Genomic DNA, 19837 nt, shown 5'->3' with positions numbered 1-19837 from the left:
CGGTCAGAACCAGTGCAGGCAGTGCGGAGGGCGGTCGGCGCGGAAGAGGGAGTCGGCGAGGGTGTCCACGCCCGGGCGGTGGGCTTGGATGTGTCCGGCACGTACGAGTGTGCTCGGGGCGGTGCCGCCGAGGTAGACGGAGCCCAGGTCGCGCACGTCCAGGGACAGGTCGGGCTCCCGGTCCGTGGGGACGCAGTCGGCCTTGCTGTCCCGGACGGTCAGCAGGTAGCGGCCGTGTTCGCCGAGGAACGGGTCGTCGACATCGAGGACGAGCTCGCCGTCGGTGAACCAGCCGCGCGCGGTCAGCGCACGCGGGACGTCCAGCAGGCGCACCCAGAGCCAGTCCATGGCGGAGAACACCTCACCGGCGCGGAAGTCCGCGAACTGCCAGCGCAGTGGATGCTCGGGCGGAACGTGCTTGAACACGACCTTGGAGACCAGGTCGTGTTCGAGTACGAACCGGGCCAAGGCCGTGAAGACGGCGTCGTCGGCGGTGATGACCTCGTCGACCGTCATGGTGCCGGACTCGATCGCGTAGCTGGCGTACCCGTCCGGGACGCCGTCGGTGTCCCGGTGGACGGCGAGGTAGCGCGGCGCCGGCGATATGGGGGGCTGCCCGGCGCGCAAGGCCCACCAGCGATGCGGCCGGGACAGTGCGCCGGGCTGGGCGCGGCGGTACCGGTCGTAGACCTCTTCCAGGATCTCGCCGCATTCGGCGCCCCGCAGTACCTCGACCGAGCCGGTCGCTGCTACGTCGGCCACTGCGCGCGCCCGGGGAACGGCGAGGGCGGCCCGGTGGCGCGGCACCGTCAGCCGCGCCGTGTAGGTCGCCGGTCCGTAGCCGAACCTGCCGTAGATCGAGGCCTCGGAGGCCAGCAGCACGGAAAGGAACTCCCCGCGCCCCCGCAGGTCGGCGAGCTGTCGCCGCATCATCGCGCTGAGCACGCCCCGGCGCCGGTGCGAGGGCAGGACGCCGACGGCGGTCACCCCGGAGGTCGGGATGACGGTCTCACCGGGCAGGGTGAGCTCGAAGGAGTACGCCGCGGCGGTCCCGACCGGCCGCCCGTCCGCCGTCAGGGCGAGCAGACAGCGGTCCGTCTCAAGCGCCGACCACCACAACCCGCCGCCTTCGACCGGGCGTTCCGGGAAGAGCCCGAACGCGGCATGGGCTGTGTCGACGAAGACGCCGAGATCCTCATCGGTCGTGGAGCGAATCTCCATAGTTGCCGCGTCCTCCCCGAAATACCGGCGAACAGGCACCACGGCTCATGGTGTCTGGCCACAGTGCAGCGTCGACCGGTGGGCCAGGGCAAGCGAATTACTGCCCGGCGGAGACCGACCAACGGACCTCGGATGTGCCCATGACGTGGACGTACGCGTCCGGGTCCGCAGAGCTGATGTCGGTCTCGTTGTAGATGGTGGCGACCTTGCCGTCCGCACACTCCTCGACGAAGGTCATCCCGATGTCGGGCACCTCGACCGTCACGGTGCCCTTGCCCTCACAGTTCAGGGCGATCCCGAGGGTCCCTTTGTGAAGCCCGCCCTTGAAGGGGATGGCCCGACCGAACTGACCATTGGCGAACGAGGCGATGGTCTTCCGCTCGATCTCCGGAGCCTTGGTGACGGTGTCGGGGTAAAGGTCCGGAACGGCTTCGGCGACGGCGGTGGCCGTGGGTGTGGCAGGGGCCGACTTCTTGGCCGAGGTCTTCGGCCCGTCGTCGTCGCTGGTGCAGGCGGTGCCGGTCAGCAGCACCGCCGCGCAGATCGCTGCCGCTGTGGCGGCGCGGGTGATCGTGGTCATGTCCCGATCATCACCGCGACGGGTCCCGGCGAATCGGCCTCGGCCGCGTACGCAGCACGGCTGTTACACAACGGCCTGACGGAGGAAGGCGGACCAGGTGGTGGGGGAGAGGGGGAGGTGGGGGCCGGTGGGGTTCTTGGAGTCGCGGAGTAGGCGGCAGGGCCACCAGGACGATGCCGCCGTCCTCGAAGAACGCGCCCAAGGCGGCCCCTCACGACCGCCCGCCGAACTGCCAGTTGTGCACCTCGATGCCCGCGTACCGCTCCGGGGTCGTGAGGACGGCGCGTGCCGCGTCCGGGTCCGCTGCCCGTAGGAGTGCCGCCGTGCCCAGCCAGGTGTCGCCGTCGTCGGCGAGCAGCGGGCCGTAGGCGATCAGGTCGCCCGGGCCGATCCGCGCCGGCAGGGCGAGGTCGGCCGCTTCGCCCGCGCCGAGGCCGATCACCAGGTATCCGTTGCCCTCTGTTGGGCCGCCGGGGAACTCCCACATCGTGCGGCCCAGGGTGTTGCGCCACCGGCGCAGGAGCACGTCCCGGTAGACGCCCGCCTGGTAGCCCGGCTCGTCGAAGGCGAACGCGCGGGCGGTGGCCGGATCGGGCAGGTCGAGGATGTGCACGCTGCCGGTGGCCGTCTCGCGGTCGTCGGTGAGGGTCGGGCCGCGGGCGATCATCTCCTTGGCGTACCCGTCCATGTACGACCAGTGGTCTTCGAGCAGTTCGTCGCGCAGGGCCGTCGAATCGGGGCGGTCGCGGTGGTAGCAGAGGAACTCCATGGCCGAAGACCTATCAGGTTTCGCCTGGGCATGCTTCTTGACTTCACAAGACCCAAGTACGACATTCCCGCCCCATGAACCAAGAAACGGACTCAACGAGACGTACCGAACTTCCTTCCAGACGAGGCGTGTTGGCCGGCGCCGCCGCTGCCGCCGGTGTCGCGGCCGGTGTCACGGTCGGGGCGGGCGGCCCGGCCCAGGCAGCGGCGCCGCCCCTTCTCGGGACGTACGACGTCGTGGTCGTCGGAGCGGGGGCCGCCGGGATGACCGCCGCGCTGACCGCCGCCAAGCAGGGCCTCACCTGTGTCGTCGTCGAGAAGGCGCCCACCTTCGGCGGATCGGCCGCCCGTTCCGGGGCCGGGATCTGGATCCCGAACAACCCCGTGATCCTCGCTGCCGGGGTGCCGGACACCCCCGCCAAGGCCGCCGCCTACCTCGCGGCCGTCGTCGGACCGGATGTCCCCGCCGCCCGCCGACAGGCCTTCCTCGCCCACGGGCCCGCCATGCTCTCCTTCGTCATGGCGAACAGCCCGCTGCGCTTCCGCTGGATGGAGGGATACAGCGACTACTACCCGGAGTTGCCCGGCGGACTGCCGGGCGGCCGTTCCATAGAGCCCGATCAGCTCGACGGGAACATCCTCGGCGCCGAACTCGCCCACCTCAACCCGCCCTACCTCGCGGTCCCTTCGGGCATGGTCGTCTTCAGCGCCGACTACAAGTGGCTGGCCCTCGCCGCCGTGAACCCGAAGGGCACGGCCGTCGCCGTCGAGTGTCTGGCGCGCGGCACGAAGGCGGCCCTCAAGGGGGAGACCCCGCTCACCATGGGGCAGGCCCTCGCGGCCGGACTCCGTGCGGGGCTGGCGTCCGCGGGGGTGCCGGTCTGGCTCAACACCCCACTCACAGATCTCTACTTGGAGTCCGGAGAGGTCACCGGCGCCGTCGTCACCCGTAACGGCGCCGCCGGTCTCCTGCGTGCCAGGCGCGGCGTGATCGTCGGCTCGGGCGGCTTCGAGCACAACGCGGCGATGCGTGCCCAGTACCAGCAGCAGCCCATCGGCACGGACTGGACGGTCGGCGCGAAGGAGAACACCGGGGACGGAATCCGGGCGGGCGAGCGCGCCGGCGGTTTCCTCGCCCTGATGGACGACGCCTGGTGGGGCCCGGCGATCCCGTTCCCCGACGAGCCGTACTTCTGTCTGGCCGAACGCACCCTCCCCGGCGGCCTGTTGGTCAACGCGGCGGGCTCCCGTTTCGTCAACGAGGCCGGGCCCTACAGCGACGTCGTCCACACCATGTACGAGCGGAACGCCGCCGACCCGGACATCCCGGCCTGGCTGATCGTCGACCAGAACTACCGCAACCGCTACCTCTTCAAGGACGTCTCCCCGACCTTCGTACTCCCGGCCGAGTGGTACAACTCCGGTGCCGTGTACAAGGCGTGGACGGTCGATGCTCTCGCGTCCTCCATCGGCATCCCGCCCGCCGCCCTCCGTACGACCGTCAGCCGCTTCAACTCCCTTGCCCTGAGCGGCGACGACGCCGACTTCGGGCGCGGCGACAGCGCGTACGACCACTACTACACGGACCCGGCCGTCCTCCCGAACTCCTGCCTGGCCCCCCTGTGGCTGCCCCCGTACTACGCCTTCCGGATCGTCCCCGGCGACCTCGGCACCAAGGGCGGCCTGCGGACCGACGCCCGGGCGCGGGTACTGCGGGCCGACGGTACGGCGATCCCCGGCCTGTACGCCGCCGGCAACGCCAGCGCCGCCGTCATGGGCCACAGTTACGCGGGCGCGGGCTCGACGATCGGCCCGGCGATGACGTTCGGGTATGTGGCGGCACTGGCGGCGGCGGGGGTGATCTGAGGGAGGGGGCCATCAGCGAGCCGTGGCCCGCACCGATATGCCTGTGCGTTCGGCATGAACATGCCCTAGTGTCGCGCTGATCACTGGGGAGGCAACAGGTGCGCGTGAGGCACGGGGGGCGGTTCGCCGCGTCGACAAGGACGACGGCGGTCGCGGGGGTCGTCATGGCCGTAGCAGGGATGGCGTTCCTCGCGGGATGCGGGCAGAGGTACGGGGATCCGGAACCGTACGACACTCTGGCGCAGGTGCCGGAGAAGCTCGCGGTGAGCGGGACGACCATCACGGTCGGCGACCCGACCGCCGAGATGACCGTGCACATGTACGAGGACATGCGCTGCCCGGTCTGCGAGGAGTTCGAGAGAGCCGGCGCAGGCCCGGAACTTGAGGCCGCCGTGCTGCGGCGGGAGGTGAAGGCCGAGTACACCCTGGCCTCCTTCCTCGATGACAGGCTCGGCGGGAGCGGCTCGAAGAAGGCGGCCAACGCACTCAGGGCGGCCCTGGACGTCGGCAGGTTCGCCGAGTACCACGACGTGCTGTACGCCAACCAGCCCGAGGAGGAGGACGACGGCTTCACCGACGCGCGCCTCCTCCAACTGGCCGAGAAGGTCGACGGGTTGCGCACTCCCGCCTTCGAGTCGGCGGTACGGACGATGAAGTACCGCTCCTTCGTGACCGCCTCCGAGGACGCCTATGAACGCGTCGGCACGGCGCAGGAGCGGAGCCAGGGCAAGGGGCCGGGCACACCCACCGCCGTGATCAACGACGTCCAGGTCCCCGAGGAGATCGGCGGGGTCCTGCTGGACCCGGGCCTCTTCGTCGAACTGTTGCAGACGATCCGGGACCACCCCGGGCAGTGGCAGGCGTACAAGGACTACCAGCCGCAGCCGGACCCCGAGGACTACGGCTACTGAGGACTGCGGTTACTGAGGACCACTACGGCTCGATTCACCCGACCTATTCATCAAGTCCCGTACTCGTGCGCACCATTGACAGTCATTATCCCCTCCCCAATCATCAAGACACCCGATGATTTGGGAGAGCCGCCATGAGTACGTATCCAAGACGTCATGTCCTGGGCGCCACCGCGGGAGTCGCCGCCTCGGTCGCCCTTCCCCTCGCCGCCTCGACGGACGCGCACGCCGCCGAGACGGTCGCGCGACAGACCGGCACCGAAGTCGGAGCCGCGGCCGGGAGCGGGACCGGCGCCTGGGTTCCCGTGCCGAGCCCTGTCCCCGTCTCCCTCGCCGGCCTCTACGACAACGACGGCGTGGACACCGCCTCCGCGCGGGGCGGCGACTTCGACGGTTCCGGCTACACCTTCCCGGGCGAGGAACTCCCGTCGGGACAGGTGCGGGTGGACGGCGTTCCCTTCGACTTCCCCGCCTCCACCGCCGGCGCCAGGAACAACGTCGTCTCGCTCGGGCAGCGCGTCGACATCCCCAAGGGCCGCTACCTGACAGCCCACTTCCTCACCGCCGGGAGCTACGGCAACGCCTCCGGCAAGGCCACGGTCCACTACGCGGACGGTTCGACCACGACCGCCGGCCTCGGCGGGTCCGACTGGTACGCCTCGGGCGGCGCGCTGTCCGCCCCGTACCGCTACCGTCCGGACGGCACGAAGGACGAACACAGCGTCGGCATCGGGACGTCGGACCTGTGGATCGACCCTCAGCGCGAGGCCGTCGCCATCACCCTGCCGGTCACCAACCCGGCCGAGGCGAACAAGGCCTGCCTGCACGTGTTCGCCCTCTCCCTCCAACCGGTCGCCCAGGGAAGGGCGTTGACCCTGCGGGACGCCCACTCCACGAACTCGCTGCTGGAGTCCACCGGAGCCCAGAGCGTCGAGGCCACCGTCGTCAACGCGGGCACCGTCGCCGTCCTGGCCCACGACAACGTGACGGTACGGGTGGACGTGCCCGGCGCCCGCACCGTGGAGCCCGCGCGCGTCCGCCGCCTCGACCCCGGCGAACAGGCCCGCGTCCGGGTCGGCATCCGCAACCGCACGGGCACAGCACCCGGCACCTCGCAGGAGGGCGTGGTCACGGTCACCGGGCGCGGAGCCCGGGCCGCCGCACAGCGCGGCCCGCTCTCCCTCGGCGTCGCCGACTACCGGCCGACCGAGGACTCACTCTCCGGCCACCAGGCGCCGTACTGGTTCCACAGCGCCAAGTTCGGCATCTTCATCCACTGGGGCGTGTACTCGGTGCCCGCCTGGTCGCCGGTCGGGGAGCAGTACGCCGAGTGGTACTGGAACCACCTGCAGGACCCGAACAACGCCGTGCACGCCTACCACCGGCAGACCTACGGCGAGAACTTCGCGTACGACGACTTCATCCCCATGTTCACGGCGAAGAGGTTCGACCCGCGCGCCTGGGTCGAACTGTTCCGGGACGCCGGCGCCCAGTACCACGTACTGACCTCGAAACACCACGAGGGATACGCCCTCTGGGACACGAAGCTCTCCGACCGGAACTCCGTGAAGACGGGTCCGCGCCGGGACCTGGTCAAGGAACTCTTCGAGGCGTCCCGTCGCTACACACCCGAACTGCACCGCGGGCTCTACTTCTCGATGCCGGAGTGGTTCAACCCGGACAGCCCGTGGATGGGCCATGCCCCGCGCAACCCGTACACCCTGGACCCGGTGCCGTACACCGGTTACACCGCGGGCAAGGACTTCGTGAAGGACTATCAGGCCCCGCAGATGCTGGAGCTGATCCACGGTTACGACCCCGAGCTCATCTGGTGCGACATCGGGGGCGCCAACGACAGCCTGGACGTGCTCGCCGAGTACTTCAACCACGCCAAGAACCGGAGACGCCCCGCCGAGGTCACCGTCAACAACCGCTCAGGCATCGCCTTCCACGACTTCACGACCCCCGAGTACACGACGTACGACAACACGGTCGTCGCCAAATGGGAGTCCAGCCGAGGACTCGACCCGTTCAGCTACGGCTACAACAAGGCGACGCCCGACGACAAGTACATGACCACGGAGCAGGTCGTGCACAGCCTGGTGGACATCGTCTCCAAGAACGGCAACTTCCTGCTCGACATCGGTCCCCGCGCGGACGGCACCATCCCGGAGATCATGCAGACCCGGCTGCGCGAGACGGGCCGGTGGCTGAGCACCAACGGCGAGGCCATCTACGACACCACCTACTGGTCGAGGATGGCGCAACTGGGCGAGGACCTGCGCTTCACGGTCCGCCCGGACCAGGCCTTCTACATCCACTCCCTGGCCCGGCCGGGCGCCCGCCTCACCGTCGAGGCGCCCGTACCCATCCGCAGCGGGGACACGGTGACGATGCTCGGCCACGACCGGCCCCTGACCTGGACCGTCAGCAACGGAGCGCTGCGGATCGACGTCCCCGCGGCGGCCCGGAAAGCCGGGCAGCACGCCTGGGTCTTCAAGGTGCGCTGGAACTCCTGACCCCGGGCGGGGCGCCCCCCCCGCCCGCGTTCCTGATGGCCCTCAGGGTCTGCGGGCCATCAGGAACGCCTGCGCGGACGACTCCCCGGCCTCCTCGTTCGCCGCCCGCACGGTCTGCGACGTGAGGGTGAACCCGGCCTCCGTCAGCAGCTCGGCGATCCACTCGGGCCGGCGCCGCTGGAAGGTCATGGACACGGGGCGTCCGAACGGCCGGTCGTGGTGCTTGTGCACGTCCCCCGCCTGAAAGCCGAGCAACAGCTGCCCGCCCGGCGCCAGTACCCGACGGAACTCGGCGAAGAGGGCGGGCAGTCGGTCGGCCGGGGTGTGGATGGTCGAGTACCAGGAGACGACCCCGGCGAGCGTCCCGTCGGCGAGGTCCAGCTCCAGCATCGAGCCCTGCTCGAACCGGATCCCCGGATGCTCCCGCCGGGCCACCGCGAGCATCGACGCCGACACGTCCAGCCCGAACACCGACAGCCCGAGCGAGTCGAGGAACCCGGTGACCCACCCAGGCCCGCACCCGAGATCGGCGACCTGACCACTGCCGCCCCCTGAAGCGAGGCCCCCAGAACCCCGGCCCGCTGAACCCCGGCCCGCTGAACCCGGGCCCGCTGAACCCCGTACGAACTCGGCGTACGCGGTGAGCACGGCCCGCTCCAGCGGCTGGTCGGCGAGCCCGGAACGGAAGCGGTCGAAGTAGTCCTCGGCGATGGCGTCGTAGAAGACGCGGGTGGCGGCGACGAAGTCGGTCATGGCGGGGACCTTAGCCGGGCCCACTGACAACGCGTCCGTGTCCGGGGTCAGGGCGGGGTCGGGGCCGGAAAAGGCAGGAGCTCCGATGCCGTCGAGACGGCTCGGAGCTCCTTGGGGTACTGCACACGTTCCGGATCAGAGCAATCGGCTCAGCTGAGCCGAAGACTTAGATCGGGCTGACGTTCTCCGCCTGCGGGCCCTTCGGACCCTGCGTGACGTCGAAGGAAACCGCCTGGTTCTCTTCGAGAGAGCGGAATCCGCTCGCGTTGATCGCGGAGTAGTGGACGAAGACGTCCGGGCCGCCGCCTTCCTGGGCAATGAAACCAAAGCCCTTTTCGGCGTTGAACCACTTCACGGTTCCGGTAGCCATAAGCCCTCCCTGGGCCCAAAGGGTTGCCCTGCTCCAGAACCTGCAAGGTGTAAACAAAAGCTTGTAAACAACTGCATTCATCTGAATACGACGAGAGCCCGCGGTCACATGCTCCGCAGGCTCTGTACTGCAAGGGAAACCAAACTGCAACTTGCGGCGAGCCTAGCATGCAGGCACCGGAATGCAATAGAGGTCAAGATCACGTCACTCGGACGTTTGAGAGGCGGCGCGCGGCCTTGACAACCCCCCGGGAGGGCTCACGGTAGGGGCGGCCCGTTAGCCTCGCGATGTGGACAATTCTCGCACCCGGCCGCGCGTCGGCCACATCCAGTTCCTGAACTGCCTGCCCCTGTACTGGGGGCTCGCCAGAACAGGCACGCTCCTCGACTTCGAGCTGACCAAGGACACCCCTGAGAAGCTCAGCGAGAAGCTGGTGCGCGGCGACCTCGACATCGGGCCCATCACGCTCGTCGAGTTCCTCCGCAACGCCGATGACCTGGTCGCCTTCCCTGACATCGCCGTCGGCTGCGACGGCCCGGTGATGTCGTGCGTGCTCGTCTCACAGGTCCCCCTGGACCGACTGGACGGCGCACGGGTGGCACTCGGCTCGACCTCCCGCACCTCCGTGCGCCTGGCGCAACTGCTCCTGTCCGAGCGCTACGGCGTACAGCCCGACTACTACACGTGTCCGCCCGATCTCAGCCTGATGATGCAGGAGGCGGACGCGGCGGTGCTGATCGGGGACGCGGCCCTGCGCGCCAACCTCCTGGACGGCCCGCGCTACGGCCTCCAGGTGCACGACCTGGGCGCCCTGTGGAAGGAGTGGACGGGGCTGCCGTTCGTCTTCGCAGTCTGGGCGGCCCGGAAGGACTACCTGGAGCGCGAACCGGTCCTGACCCGGAAGGTCCACGAGGCGTTCCTCGCCTCCCGCGACCTCTCCCTGGAAGAGGTCGGCAAGGTCGCCGAGCAGGCGGCCCGCTGGGAGGAGTTCGACGCCCAGGTCCTGGAGCGCTACTTCACGACCCTCGACTTCCGCTTCGGCGGCCCGCAGCTCACGGCCGTACGGGAGTTCGCCCGACGGGTGGGCCCCACGACGGGCTTTCCCGCAGACGTGGAGGTGGACCTGCTGGAGCCGTAGGCTGCTGCTCGTCGCCGACGGGCGCGGGCCGGCGTACGAGGTGGGTACGGGGGAGAGGTGGGGGTCATGCAGCCGCTGGACGTCGGTGAGTCGGCCGTCGTGGGGCCCTACCGGCTGCTCGGGCGGCTCGGCGCGGGCGGGATGGGCCGGGTCTACCTCGGGCGCAGCACCGGCGGCCGTACCGTCGCGGTCAAGATCGTGCACCCGCACTTCGCGCTCGACGAGGAGTTCCGGGCCAGGTTCCGGCGCGAGGTCGAGGCCGCCCGGCGGGTCGGCGGCGCCTGGACGGCCTCCGTCCTGGACGCGGACCCGGACGCCCCGGTGCCATGGGTGGCGACGGCGTACGCGGCCGGCCCCTCGCTGACGGCGGCGATCACGAACGACGGCCCCTTGCCCCTGGATTCCGTACGGGCACTGGGCGCGGGCCTCGCCGAGGCGCTGACCGCCGTCCACGCCCTGAACCTCGTCCACCGCGACGTGAAGCCCTCGAACGTCCTTCTCACCCTCGACGGCCCCCTCCTCATCGACTTCGGCATCGCACGGGCCACCGACGGCACGGCGTCCCTGACATCGACGGGCGTCTCGGTCGGCTCACCCGGCTACATGTCCCCGGAGCAGATCCTCGGCAGGCCGGTCACCGGAGCGGCGGACGTCTTCTCCTTGGGCGCGGTACTGGCGTACGCGGCGACGGGCCGCTCACCTTTCCCCGGCGACTCGTCGGCCGCGCTCCTCTACAAGGTCGTGCACGAGGAGCCCCGACTCGACGGGCTGGAGGGTGAGCTGCGGGAGGTGGTCGAAGACTGCCTGGCGAAGGACCCGACCACTCGACCGGCCCCCGCCGAGGTGGGCCGGCGGCTCGCTCCTGAGGGGGCGGCACGGCTGGTGGCGGGCGGGTGGCTGCCGGGGCCGGTGGTGGAGCGGGTCAGCCGGGACGCGGTGGCGCTGCTCAACCTGGAGGTCGCGCAGGCGGCGGCTCAGGAGGGCGAGCTCTCCGGGCCGGTGGGGTTCAGTACGCCCATGGTCGCGGGTGCGGAGGCGGGCGCGGGCGAGTTCGGGCCCCCGCCGGTGATGCCGGGGCCCCGGGCCGCAGAGCCGCAGCCGGAGCCGTCCGACCGGGTGCCCGGCAAGGTCTCCGTCAGCGTGGCGGCGACCTCCGTACCCGGCGTCGACGGGCGCGGACGGAAGCTGAGCTGCACGGTGGCCCTCGCGGTGGCCGGTGCGCTGGCTGTGGTGACGGTGGGGTCGACGCTCCTGTTCGACCTGCTGCCGGGCGGTGGTGCCGACGACTCGGGGTCGAGCAAGGACAGCAGCCAGGCGGCGGAGAGCTCGGCGTCGAGCGAGGACACCGCCCGGACAACGCAGAGTCCGCCACAGAGCACGGTGCCCGGACCGGTGAGCGGCACGGCGACGGTTCCCGCGTCCTACGTCGGCACCTGGGAGGGCCCGGCTGTCGCCCTCGGCGGCACGCTCCCGATGGGGACGTTCCGGGTGACGGTCCAAAAGGCCGCCGTGGGCGAGAAGTTGGGCACCTTCCGGCAGACGGACCAGATCGGCGGCATCTGCGACGACGATCTGTTCCTGAAGGAGGTCACGAAGACCCGGCTCGTCGTCACGTCGATCGCCGACAAGTCGAACAGGAGCGTGTGCACGACGGGTTCGCACAGGGTCCTGCTCACGCCGGTAGGCGACGACCTGCAGTACGAGACGGACAACCCGGAGGCGGGGGATCCGGTGGCCCGGATGTCACGGGTGGGGTAGGGGAGGGGGCGTGGGTTATAGGCGTCCGGCGTTCACGGGCGGGGCGGGTGCAGCCCAGGCCGTGAGTTTCCCACCCACCCACCCACCCGTTTACCGCATCTGTCCAGCCCAGGCCGCACCTCTCCAGCCCCGGCCCGCACCTTCAGCCCGTCCGGCGTTTGAGGACAAGGCCCGTTCAGGGCCGATGGGGGGTCTGGGGGCGCAGCCCCCAGGTACAGGATGGGACGGGTAGGGGCGGCGGGGGCGAAGAAACACCCCGCCCACCCCGACTCACCCGGGAATGACGACCGTCCGCAACTCCCCGTCCCCCAGATGCAACATCCCCTTACCGGGCGCGACCTGCCCACCCACCATGCTCCGGTTGATCCGCACCCCGATCAGATCCCCACTCGAAGACTCCTGCGGAGACAGCAGAATCCCCCGCCGCCCCTTCTTCGCGTCGACCTGCCACCCACTGAACCCACTGCAGACATCCTCCTCGTCACCCGCGATGACAAGCCCGAGCCCCCGCTCCGCACCCCGCGAGACGATCTTCTTCATCTGGCTCGCGGCGTCGCAGTCCTCCAGGATCTCCCCGTCGTCGACAAGAACCACGATCGGCTCCTCGACCGACGCCTGGTCGATGATCTCCTCGAAGTCGTCCTCGTCGATGTCGTCGCCGGTGTACATCTTCAACACCCCGGCCGCACCGTCCAGTTGACGCAGCGGCGACTGACGCGGCGCCGCGATGACCAGTCGTACACCCTGGGACAGATACGACTGCGCGAAGTTCATCAGCACCGTCGAGCGGCCCGACTTGGCCGGCCCCGCGATCACGAACGTAGGCACACCCGTCGCGAGATCGGGCCCGAAGCCCGTGATGTCGTCGCCGCCGATGCCCACAAGCCCCCACAGCCGGGAGCCGGACGTCTCCGGGTCGCGCATCCCCCACGCGTCCGCGAAGGAGATCCGCGAGGGCAGACTGTCGACCCGGAACGGGCGCCGGGAGCGCGGAACCTGGGCGTCCCGTGCCGCCGCGGTCTCACCGATCGCCGTGATCGCGGCAGCCTGGCCCTGCCCGGTCGTGTCCTGCGACAGCAGCGCGAACTGGGTCTCGATACCGGACTCGTTCTTGTAGCCGCGGCCCGGCGGAATCTCCTCCGGGACCTTGCGGTGCGGGATACCGAGCGCCGAGAAGTCGCTGCGGTCGGCGAGCCGCAGTCCGTACTTGTCCTCGGTGAGGGTGGCGATCCGGCCGACCAGCAGGGTGCGGTCACCGGTCAGGACGAGGTGGATGCCGATGCTCGCGCCCTCGCGCATCATCGTGGTCAACTCGTCGGTGAGCGTGCCGTGGTCGACCTCACCGAGGGTGGGCACCCAGCCCTCCCAGCGGTCCAGCAGTACGACGATGTGCGGAAGCCGCTCCTCCGCCGGAGACGCGGCGCGCTGCTCGCCGATGTCCGCGAACCCCTTCTCCGCCAACAGGTCCTGGCGGCGCCCCATTTCACCCTTGAGCCGGTTGACCAGCCGAATGACCCGCTCGGTCTGGTTGCGGCTGACGACAGCACCGCAGTGCGGCAGCCGGGTCAGCGCGTTGAGCGCGCCGTTGCCGCAGTCGATGCCGTACAGATGGACGTCGGCGGTGGAGTGGGTGCGGGCCAGGGAGGCCGCGATCGTACGCAGGATCTGTGAGCGGCCACTGCGCGGGGCGCCGCCGATCATCAGATGGCCGAAGGTGGAGAAGTCGACGACGACCGGGCGGCGTGCCTGCGCGGACGGCAGGTCCTCGACGCCGTACGGGACCGGCGCCAGCTTGCCCGTGCCGTGGTCGGCGAAGGCCGGGACCTCGATCTCGTCGAGCAGCAGGGTCTCGGAGAGCGCCGGCAGCCAGGGGCTGTGCTGGGGCGGGATACCGAGCGACCGGTTGGCGTCGCGCACGGCGTCGACGAGCACCTTGAGGTCGGTGATCTCCTCGTCCTCCCGCTTCTCGACCTTGGGCTTCTTCAGCGCGGCCCGGCCCAGGTCCTCCCAGGCCAGCGAGCCGGACCAGGGCATGAGGACCGCGGGGTCCGCCGCTCCGGGCCGGCGTCCACCGACGCGTCCGGACTGGAAGGGAACGAGGGAGGCGTGGCCGAGTCGTACGTAGGCGCGACCGGGGGTGTTCTTGGAGATGTGCCCGGCCTCGGGCGAGTCGATGACGTCGGACGACTCGCCGCCGTCCGTCACGCGCAGCGCGATCCGGAGGTTGGTGTTGGCGCGGATCTCCGGGGACACGACACCCGACGGCCGCTGTGTGGCGAGCAGCAGGTGGATGCCGAGGGAACGGCCACGCTGAGCGATGTTCACAAGTCCCGTGACGAAGTCGGGCAGGTCGCGCACCATCGACGCGAACTCGTCGATGACGATGAGGAGTCGGGGGACGGGCGCGTGGGACGGATCCCGTCGCACGAGGTCCTGGTAGTCCTCGATGTCCTTCGCGTCGGCGTCGGCCAGAATGTGTTCCCGCCGGTGCAGCTCGGCGCCGAGCGATTCGAGGGCGCGCTCGACGAGATGGGCGTCGAGGTCGGTCACCATGCCGACGGTGTGCGGGAGATGCACACAGTCCTTGAAGGCGGCGCCACCTTTGTAGTCCACGAGCACGAACGTCATGTTCTCGGGGGTGTTGGCGACGGCGAGCGCGGCCACGATGGTCTGCAGCAGCTCCGACTTACCCGAACCGGTCGTACCGGCGATGAGCCCGTGCGGCCCGTCCTTCCGAATGTCGATACCGAACGCCCCGTCGTACGACTCACCGATGACGGCCATCGTCGACTGCCCGCCCATACGCCAGCGCGCGGTGATCGCGTCGGGCGTCGGCGGCTCCAGCTGGAGTACGTCGAGCAGCCGACTCGACCCGGGCAGCGCCGAGTCCTCGGTCTCGCCGCTGATGTCGCGCAGCGCGGACAGCGACCGGGCCAGGCGCAGACACCAGGCGGCGGAGACGAAGTCTGGCCGTACGTCACGTACGCGCTCCGCGCTCTCCTCCTCGACGCGCAGCCGCAGCTTGTCGGCCTGGGCCCGCCGGTCGGGCTCGTTGTCGGCTGCATGCCACGCGTGGAAGGACGGGAACCCGCCCGCGACCTGCGGCTGAGCCGGTGTGCTGGTGGCGTACGCCGGGTCGGTGTGCTCCTCGGCCCTGGGCTCGGCGACGACGAAGGCCTGGCACTCGCCGGGCAGGAACCGCTCCTCGGCGTCGAGGCAGAGGGCGTACATCGCCACCGCCGGCCCCTCGCGCAGCAGCTTGACGACACCGGGCAGCGACCGCAGCCGCCGGGACCCGTCCCATACGACGACGATGTCCGGGTCGCTGAACGACGCCCGCTGTCCCTTGTTCTGCTCGGCCGCCTTCTTGCGCGCGTCGAGGATCTGCGTCAGCTCGCCGATCCGCGCGCCGACGGTCTCCGCGTCGGTGCCGATGAGGACGTTGACGTCCTGCCCGCCGGACGGCCTGGTGTGCGGCAGCCAGCGGACCCAGTCCCAGCTGTCCTGCGCGGTGCTCTCGCTCAACACGTAGAACTGGACGTCCATCGGGCTCTGCAGTGCGGCGGTCTGGGCGACGGCCCACCGCCCGAGCGCGCGCGCCGAGTCCCCGGGCCCCGCCATACCGATGACGCCGAGCGAGCGCAGCGACAGCGCGACGGGCGCGTCCTCGATCTTCCACGTCACCTGGCGCCGGTGCTCGTCCTGCTCCGGGTCGTCGAGCACGACCTCGGACGGCAACTGCCCGGTGCCGACGCGCAGGAGGAGATGGTCACGGTCGGTGCGTCGCCGCTCCCACAGTCTCGTACGGGGCCCGGTGCCGAGGGAGAGGACGGTGGCGGGGTCGGGAATGGCGTGCCGTCGGTCCTGCCGCTCGGCGAGGAGGGCGTCCTGCGCGTCCTTCTCGATCCGCTCCTTCTGTTCCTTGTACTCCTTGACCTGCTTGGCGTGGGACTTGCGCCCGTGCTTCTTGTCCATGAAGTAGTTGGCGAAGAGCAGGATCGGGCTGAGGCCGGCCATGATCAGGTAGTACCAGCGCCCGAAGATGGTGACGGCCACGATCGCGCCGACCAGGGGCGTCAGCGCCATCAGCCAGGGCAGCGGCCGGGCCTCGAAGTCGCGCGGCGGCGACGGCAGCCGGAACTTGGTCTGCCGGTCGGGGGCGCGCAGCCGGGGCGGCCGGTTGTAGTCGAGGCCCACGCCGTCCTCGGACCACTTGAGGGCCGCGTTGGGCGGGGTGTAACGGGCCAGCTCGACAAGGGAGTTGCCGACGGCGATCTGCCCACCGAGGGGCCACTCGATCCCCTTGGCGCCTTTGGTGTCCCTGGCGTCTTTGGAGTCCTTGGAGTCCTTGAGGTCCTTCATCGGTGTGCCGTCGAGGGTGACGTCGTCCGTCTCCCCGTGCACGGTGACCTGGCAGGTTCCGTCGGTTGCAACTGACAACGTGAGGGCGCGTGCCTCGACCTCGGGATCGTCGATCCGGATGTAGGAGGCGGGCCCGCTGCCGATGTCGTAGCGCCCCACCCCGAGCCGGTGCACGAACCCGGCGACGGGCCCGCCGACGACCCGCAGTTCGACGAGTCCGGTCGGCTCGCCGGGCAGACAACCGGCGGGATCCTGCAGGCTGACGACGGCGCCTTCGCGCAGGGGCGATCCGCCGACGTTGGCGGACGGGTCGACGGCGTAACCGTCCACATAGACAAGGGGGGAGTTGTTCGCGGGCACCTGTCCGTGGTGCCCGAGCGGAATGATCTGGGCACCGCTGTGGCCGACCTGTCTGGCCAGTTCCTGTGCGATGTCCCCGACGGTGGACTCGGGATCCGCGTCGAGCACGACGTCGGCGGTGCTCCCGCCGAACGGATCGACGACGGTCAGAGTCAGGCGCACGGTTGTCCTCCCCAACGGCCCCCGTGGCCGCTCACGCAACGCCGGCCACCGTACGGAGTGACGATATCCGCTCCATATGACAGAAGGGCAACGGGTGGGGACAGGGCCCTTCCCTATGGTGAATTGGTGACGGAACGGTGTTGAACGGTTCTGTGCCCAGTTCTGTTCCAGAACCGGGATGTCTCCACTCGCGCCACACCCGTAAGCTGCTGCCTCAGTCGGTTGGAAACAGGGAAGCCACGGGGGTTGGCCCTGCGGCACTTTGACGAGGGAGCGGCTTCATGGCCAAAGACCTTGATGTCACATATCAGGACATGCGGGATGCTGCCAAGCATGTCGTGAAGGAGAAGGAAAAGCTCCAGGAGAAGCTGGACGGCCTGCGCAAGTACATCGCGAACCTGGTCGAGTCCGGCTACGTCACGAAGAGTTCGTCGAAGGCCTTCGACGAGAACTTCGAGGAGTTCACGCGCGGCGCGAAGGACACGCTGGACGGTCTCGACGGCATGGGTGACTACCTGACCATGGCCGCGGACAAGTTCGAGCAGATCGACGAGGAACTGGCGAAGTCGGCGAAGAAGTAGCCGAGGCGCACGGTTCGGAAGCAGGGCAGGGCCCGCGAGGCGCCGGCCTGGTGCGTCGGCTGCGATCCGAGGAACGCTGAACGCACCGGGCGGGCGCCGCCCCGCTCCCACCCGAAGCCGGATCCGGGCTTCCCGTCAGTTGTCGGGGAGGGGCTGCCGGAGTACGTACATGTGGAGCTCGCTGCGGAGTTCCTCCGTGTCGACCCGCAGCCAGGATCCGTCACGGAACCGGATCAGCAGCACCCTCGTCTCGAACTCACCGGAGAACGGGTCGACGAGGGTCGCCTCGGTGGCGGGGATGCGGGCGACGATCTGCAGGTGTTTCTCCCGACCCACGCTGACGCGCTTCGGCGGAGCCGCCAGTACGATCCCGTCCTCGGTCGCGAGCAGGAGTCGCTGGTGGTGGGTGGAGTGGCCGTACCAACGCAGCAGGAACTGCCCGGCCTCACCGTGCCAGTTCCCGTCGAAGACCTGGTCGAGGCCCTGTTCGGCGATGGTGGCGTCCCGGCGCCGGTCGTCCCGCTTCTTGGCCTGCCACCGCTCCTTCTCCTGCTTGGAACCGAGGGAGCGTTCGACGGCTTCCTGCGCGTCGGACAGCAGGCTGAGCAGCATGACGAGCGGCATGAACGGCGCCCCGAGCACCGCGCCGACCATGCCCAACGGAGGCAGCCTGGCCGGGCGGAGGCGAGGGTTGCCCGCTGCCTGGAGCACATCCGTCGGGGGCTGCGGGATCTTGTCGATCCAGCACCATTCGGCGGCTTCGGCGTGGATGCCGAGGCGGTCCGTTATCAGGCGCTGCTTGCCTCTGGATGTCACGTCGGGACTCTCCTTGCCGATGCGGAACGCCGATACGGGACGGAATCGGTCCGGCGAGAGCGTATCAACTACTGGGAGTTAGCACTCATGGGGGACCATATCAAGGCAGATCTTGCCGCCATCAAAAAATGTTCACGCGACCTGGGCAAGATCCATGACGAGTTCGAGCGGAACGGTAATCCCGCCGACGAGTATGGCCAGGCTGTGGGACATGGCGGACTGAAAGACGCCTTCTCGGAATTCGGGGACACCTGGAAGAAGACCCGGAAGAAACTGATGAAGGAACTTGAACAGCTGGCCGAGTTCACCTCCACCGCCGCCAAGGCGTACGAGGAAGTCGACCACAAGCTGGCAGAGGCCATCCGGGACGCCAAGGCGCAGAGCAAGGGGAAGAAGTGAGCAGGACGGACTCCGACTGGCCGCCACTGTGGCATGACGACCCGACGCCCGGCGACCCCGAGGAAGTGGCCGAACTGGGGCGCAAGTTGCGCAAGATGGCCGACATGATCGAGGAACAGTCCCGGGTCATCAAGGCACTTGCCTCCGTGGAGGGCTGGGACAGCGAGGCCGGGAAGGGCTTCCACGAGATAGCCGGCGACACCTCGGACAAGCTGAAGAAGTCCTTCGAGCGCTACGACGAGGCCGCCAAAGCCGTCGGTGAGGACGTTCGCGAGGGCAGCTCGGACCAGTTCGCCAGCGAAATGCGCCGCGCGCAGCGCAAGGCGGACAAGGCGCTCAGTGATTATCTCGAAGCGAAGACCGACCACGATCTCGCGGACCGCGAGGTACAGAAGTACACCGACAAGTACCCGACGCACAACATTCCAGCAGCGGAGAAAGACGACTTCGAACGCTGGGAGAAGAAGCGCGACGACGCTCTGCTGCGCATCGGGGGCGCCCGAAAAGCGGTGAAGGACGCCCGGGAGATCTATGACGACGCGGGGGACAAAGCCGCTCGACATATCAAGAACGTCGTCCACCACGACGCGGTCCGGGACCCTGGCGGTTTCATGAACTTCCTCGCGGACTGGGCGGACATGCTGTCGAACATCTCGGCCGTACTGTCCGTACTCGCGGTGATCTGTGCGTTCGTCCCGCCGCTCCAGTTCCTGGTTCCCATCTTCGCGACCCTCGCCGTGCTGGCCAGTGCGGCGGCGCTCGCCGGCCATGCGTACGACATGACCGTGCGCGGAGGCAAGGTCGACTGGCTGAAGCTGGGCGCCGACGCGCTGGGTGTGCTGCCCGGGCTCGGCGCGCTGAAGGGGTTCAAGGCCCTCAAGGGCGTCAAGGGGCTGGCGAAGTTCCGGTTCAGCGGCCTGGCCGCACTCGACGGGGTCGGCCACAACTTCCTGAACGGGGTCAGCGTCAAGCTGGTCAACAAGGTTCTCGGCAGGACGGCCCGCAACGCGGTGATCGAGGGCAGGAAGATCACCGGCGTGATCAAGGGGGCAGGTCTCGGGAGCGCCCTGCACAGGATGCTCAGCGGCAAGAACGGTGAGCGGACCGGCTACCAGGAGCCGTCCGGCAGCACGGGGCCCACCCCGACGCCCACCCCCACACCGTCGCACAAGCCCACCCCGACCACCGTTCCCAGGCCGTCACCGTCGCCCGGACCCGCACCGACCGTCTCGTCGCAGTCGTTCAACGCGGCCCTGGCCGCGTAGGAGAGAGG

The 19837-nt window shown here is 69.5% G+C and carries 15 protein-coding genes and 1 pseudogene; 8 read left to right on the top strand and 8 right to left on the bottom strand.

Annotation, left to right across the window (positions count from 1 at the left end; translation table 11 throughout):
- Positions 1-3 precede the first annotated feature (3 nt).
- The 4 genes and pseudogenes from PV734_RS14975 to PV734_RS14960 form a co-directional block, all read right to left on the bottom strand.
- On the bottom strand, positions 4-1221 hold the full coding sequence (locus tag PV734_RS14975) for a GNAT family N-acetyltransferase (protein WP_319289797.1): 1218 nt from the start codon (positions 1219-1221) through the stop codon (positions 4-6).
- A gap of 97 nt (positions 1222-1318) precedes the next feature.
- Positions 1319-1801 (bottom strand): hypothetical protein, encoded by a 483-nt coding sequence (locus tag PV734_RS14970; protein WP_319289795.1) that lies wholly within the window; start codon positions 1799-1801, stop codon positions 1319-1321.
- Between the two features lie 63 nt (positions 1802-1864).
- Positions 1865-1942, bottom strand: a pseudogene (locus tag PV734_RS14965) (DUF397 domain-containing protein); the annotation flags it as partial.
- A 70-nt stretch (positions 1943-2012) separates the two neighbouring features.
- Positions 2013-2570, bottom strand: coding sequence for a YciI family protein (locus tag PV734_RS14960; RefSeq protein WP_319090548.1), 558 nt, complete (start codon positions 2568-2570; stop codon positions 2013-2015).
- A gap of 74 nt (positions 2571-2644) precedes the next feature.
- On the opposite strand from PV734_RS14960, the gene kstD reads away from it, so the two are divergent.
- The 3 genes from kstD to PV734_RS14945 all read left to right on the top strand — a co-directional run bounded on the left by kstD (position 2645) and on the right by PV734_RS14945 (position 7865).
- Positions 2645-4435, top strand: coding sequence for a 3-oxosteroid 1-dehydrogenase (gene kstD, locus PV734_RS14955; RefSeq protein ID WP_319289793.1), 1791 nt, complete (start codon positions 2645-2647; stop codon positions 4433-4435).
- 164 nt (positions 4436-4599) lie between these two features.
- Positions 4600-5346: a DsbA family protein gene (locus PV734_RS14950; RefSeq protein ID WP_319289791.1), complete on the top strand. Its 747-nt coding sequence runs from the start codon at positions 4600-4602 to the stop codon at positions 5344-5346.
- 134 nt (positions 5347-5480) lie between these two features.
- Positions 5481-7865 (top strand): alpha-L-fucosidase, encoded by a 2385-nt coding sequence (locus PV734_RS14945; protein ID WP_319090546.1) that lies wholly within the window; start codon positions 5481-5483, stop codon positions 7863-7865.
- 42 nt (positions 7866-7907) lie between these two features.
- Here PV734_RS14945 and PV734_RS14940 read toward each other — a convergent pair whose 3' ends face one another.
- Both PV734_RS14940 and PV734_RS14935 read right to left on the bottom strand, forming a co-directional pair.
- The gene (locus PV734_RS14940) at positions 7908-8618 is read right to left on the bottom strand and encodes a class I SAM-dependent methyltransferase (protein ID WP_319289789.1); all 711 of its coding nucleotides are present in this window, start codon (positions 8616-8618) and stop codon (positions 7908-7910) included.
- Positions 8619-8784: 166 nt separating this feature from the next.
- Positions 8785-8988 carry a cold-shock protein gene (locus PV734_RS14935; protein ID WP_006380707.1) on the bottom strand — a complete coding sequence of 68 codons (204 nt, stop codon included), beginning with the start codon at positions 8986-8988 and terminating at the stop codon, positions 8785-8787.
- A gap of 289 nt (positions 8989-9277) precedes the next feature.
- Between PV734_RS14935 and PV734_RS14930 the strand changes: the two genes are divergently transcribed.
- On the top strand, positions 9278-10126 hold the full coding sequence (locus tag PV734_RS14930; protein ID WP_319090544.1) for a menaquinone biosynthesis protein: 849 nt from the start codon (positions 9278-9280) through the stop codon (positions 10124-10126).
- Between the two features lie 66 nt (positions 10127-10192).
- Complete coding sequence (locus PV734_RS14925; protein WP_319289787.1) at positions 10193-11884, top strand: serine/threonine-protein kinase; 1692 nt, start codon at positions 10193-10195, stop codon at positions 11882-11884.
- Positions 11885-12154: 270 nt separating this feature from the next.
- Here PV734_RS14925 and PV734_RS14920 read toward each other — a convergent pair whose 3' ends face one another.
- Positions 12155-16768 carry an FtsK/SpoIIIE domain-containing protein gene (locus PV734_RS14920; RefSeq protein ID WP_319289785.1) on the bottom strand — a complete coding sequence of 1538 codons (4614 nt, stop codon included), beginning with the start codon at positions 16766-16768 and terminating at the stop codon, positions 12155-12157.
- A 281-nt stretch (positions 16769-17049) separates the two neighbouring features.
- Between PV734_RS14920 and PV734_RS14915 the strand changes: the two genes are divergently transcribed.
- On the top strand, positions 17050-17349 hold the full coding sequence (locus PV734_RS14915; RefSeq protein ID WP_006380729.1) for a WXG100 family type VII secretion target: 300 nt from the start codon (positions 17050-17052) through the stop codon (positions 17347-17349).
- A 135-nt stretch (positions 17350-17484) separates the two neighbouring features.
- Here PV734_RS14915 and PV734_RS14910 read toward each other — a convergent pair whose 3' ends face one another.
- Positions 17485-18165, bottom strand: coding sequence for a hypothetical protein (locus PV734_RS14910; RefSeq protein WP_319289783.1), 681 nt, complete (start codon positions 18163-18165; stop codon positions 17485-17487).
- A gap of 87 nt (positions 18166-18252) precedes the next feature.
- Here PV734_RS14910 and PV734_RS14905 point away from each other — a divergent pair, with 87 nt between their 5' ends.
- Both PV734_RS14905 and PV734_RS14900 read left to right on the top strand, forming a co-directional pair.
- A complete protein-coding gene (locus tag PV734_RS14905) occupies positions 18253-18564 on the top strand; it encodes a type VII secretion target (RefSeq protein WP_006380709.1) in 312 nt (103 codons plus the stop codon).
- Positions 18561-19829: a putative T7SS-secreted protein gene (locus tag PV734_RS14900; protein ID WP_319090540.1), complete on the top strand. Its 1269-nt coding sequence runs from the start codon at positions 18561-18563 to the stop codon at positions 19827-19829. Before PV734_RS14905 ends, PV734_RS14900 begins: the two co-directional genes overlap by 4 nt.
- Positions 19830-19837: the final 8 nt, after the last annotated feature.

The sequence above is a fragment of the Streptomyces sp. AK08-02 genome (assembly GCF_033795085.1).
In the GTDB taxonomy this organism is placed as follows: Bacteria; Actinomycetota; Actinomycetes; order Streptomycetales; family Streptomycetaceae; genus Streptomyces; species Streptomyces echiniscabiei.
This window is presented reverse-complemented; position numbering and strand designations above follow the sequence as displayed.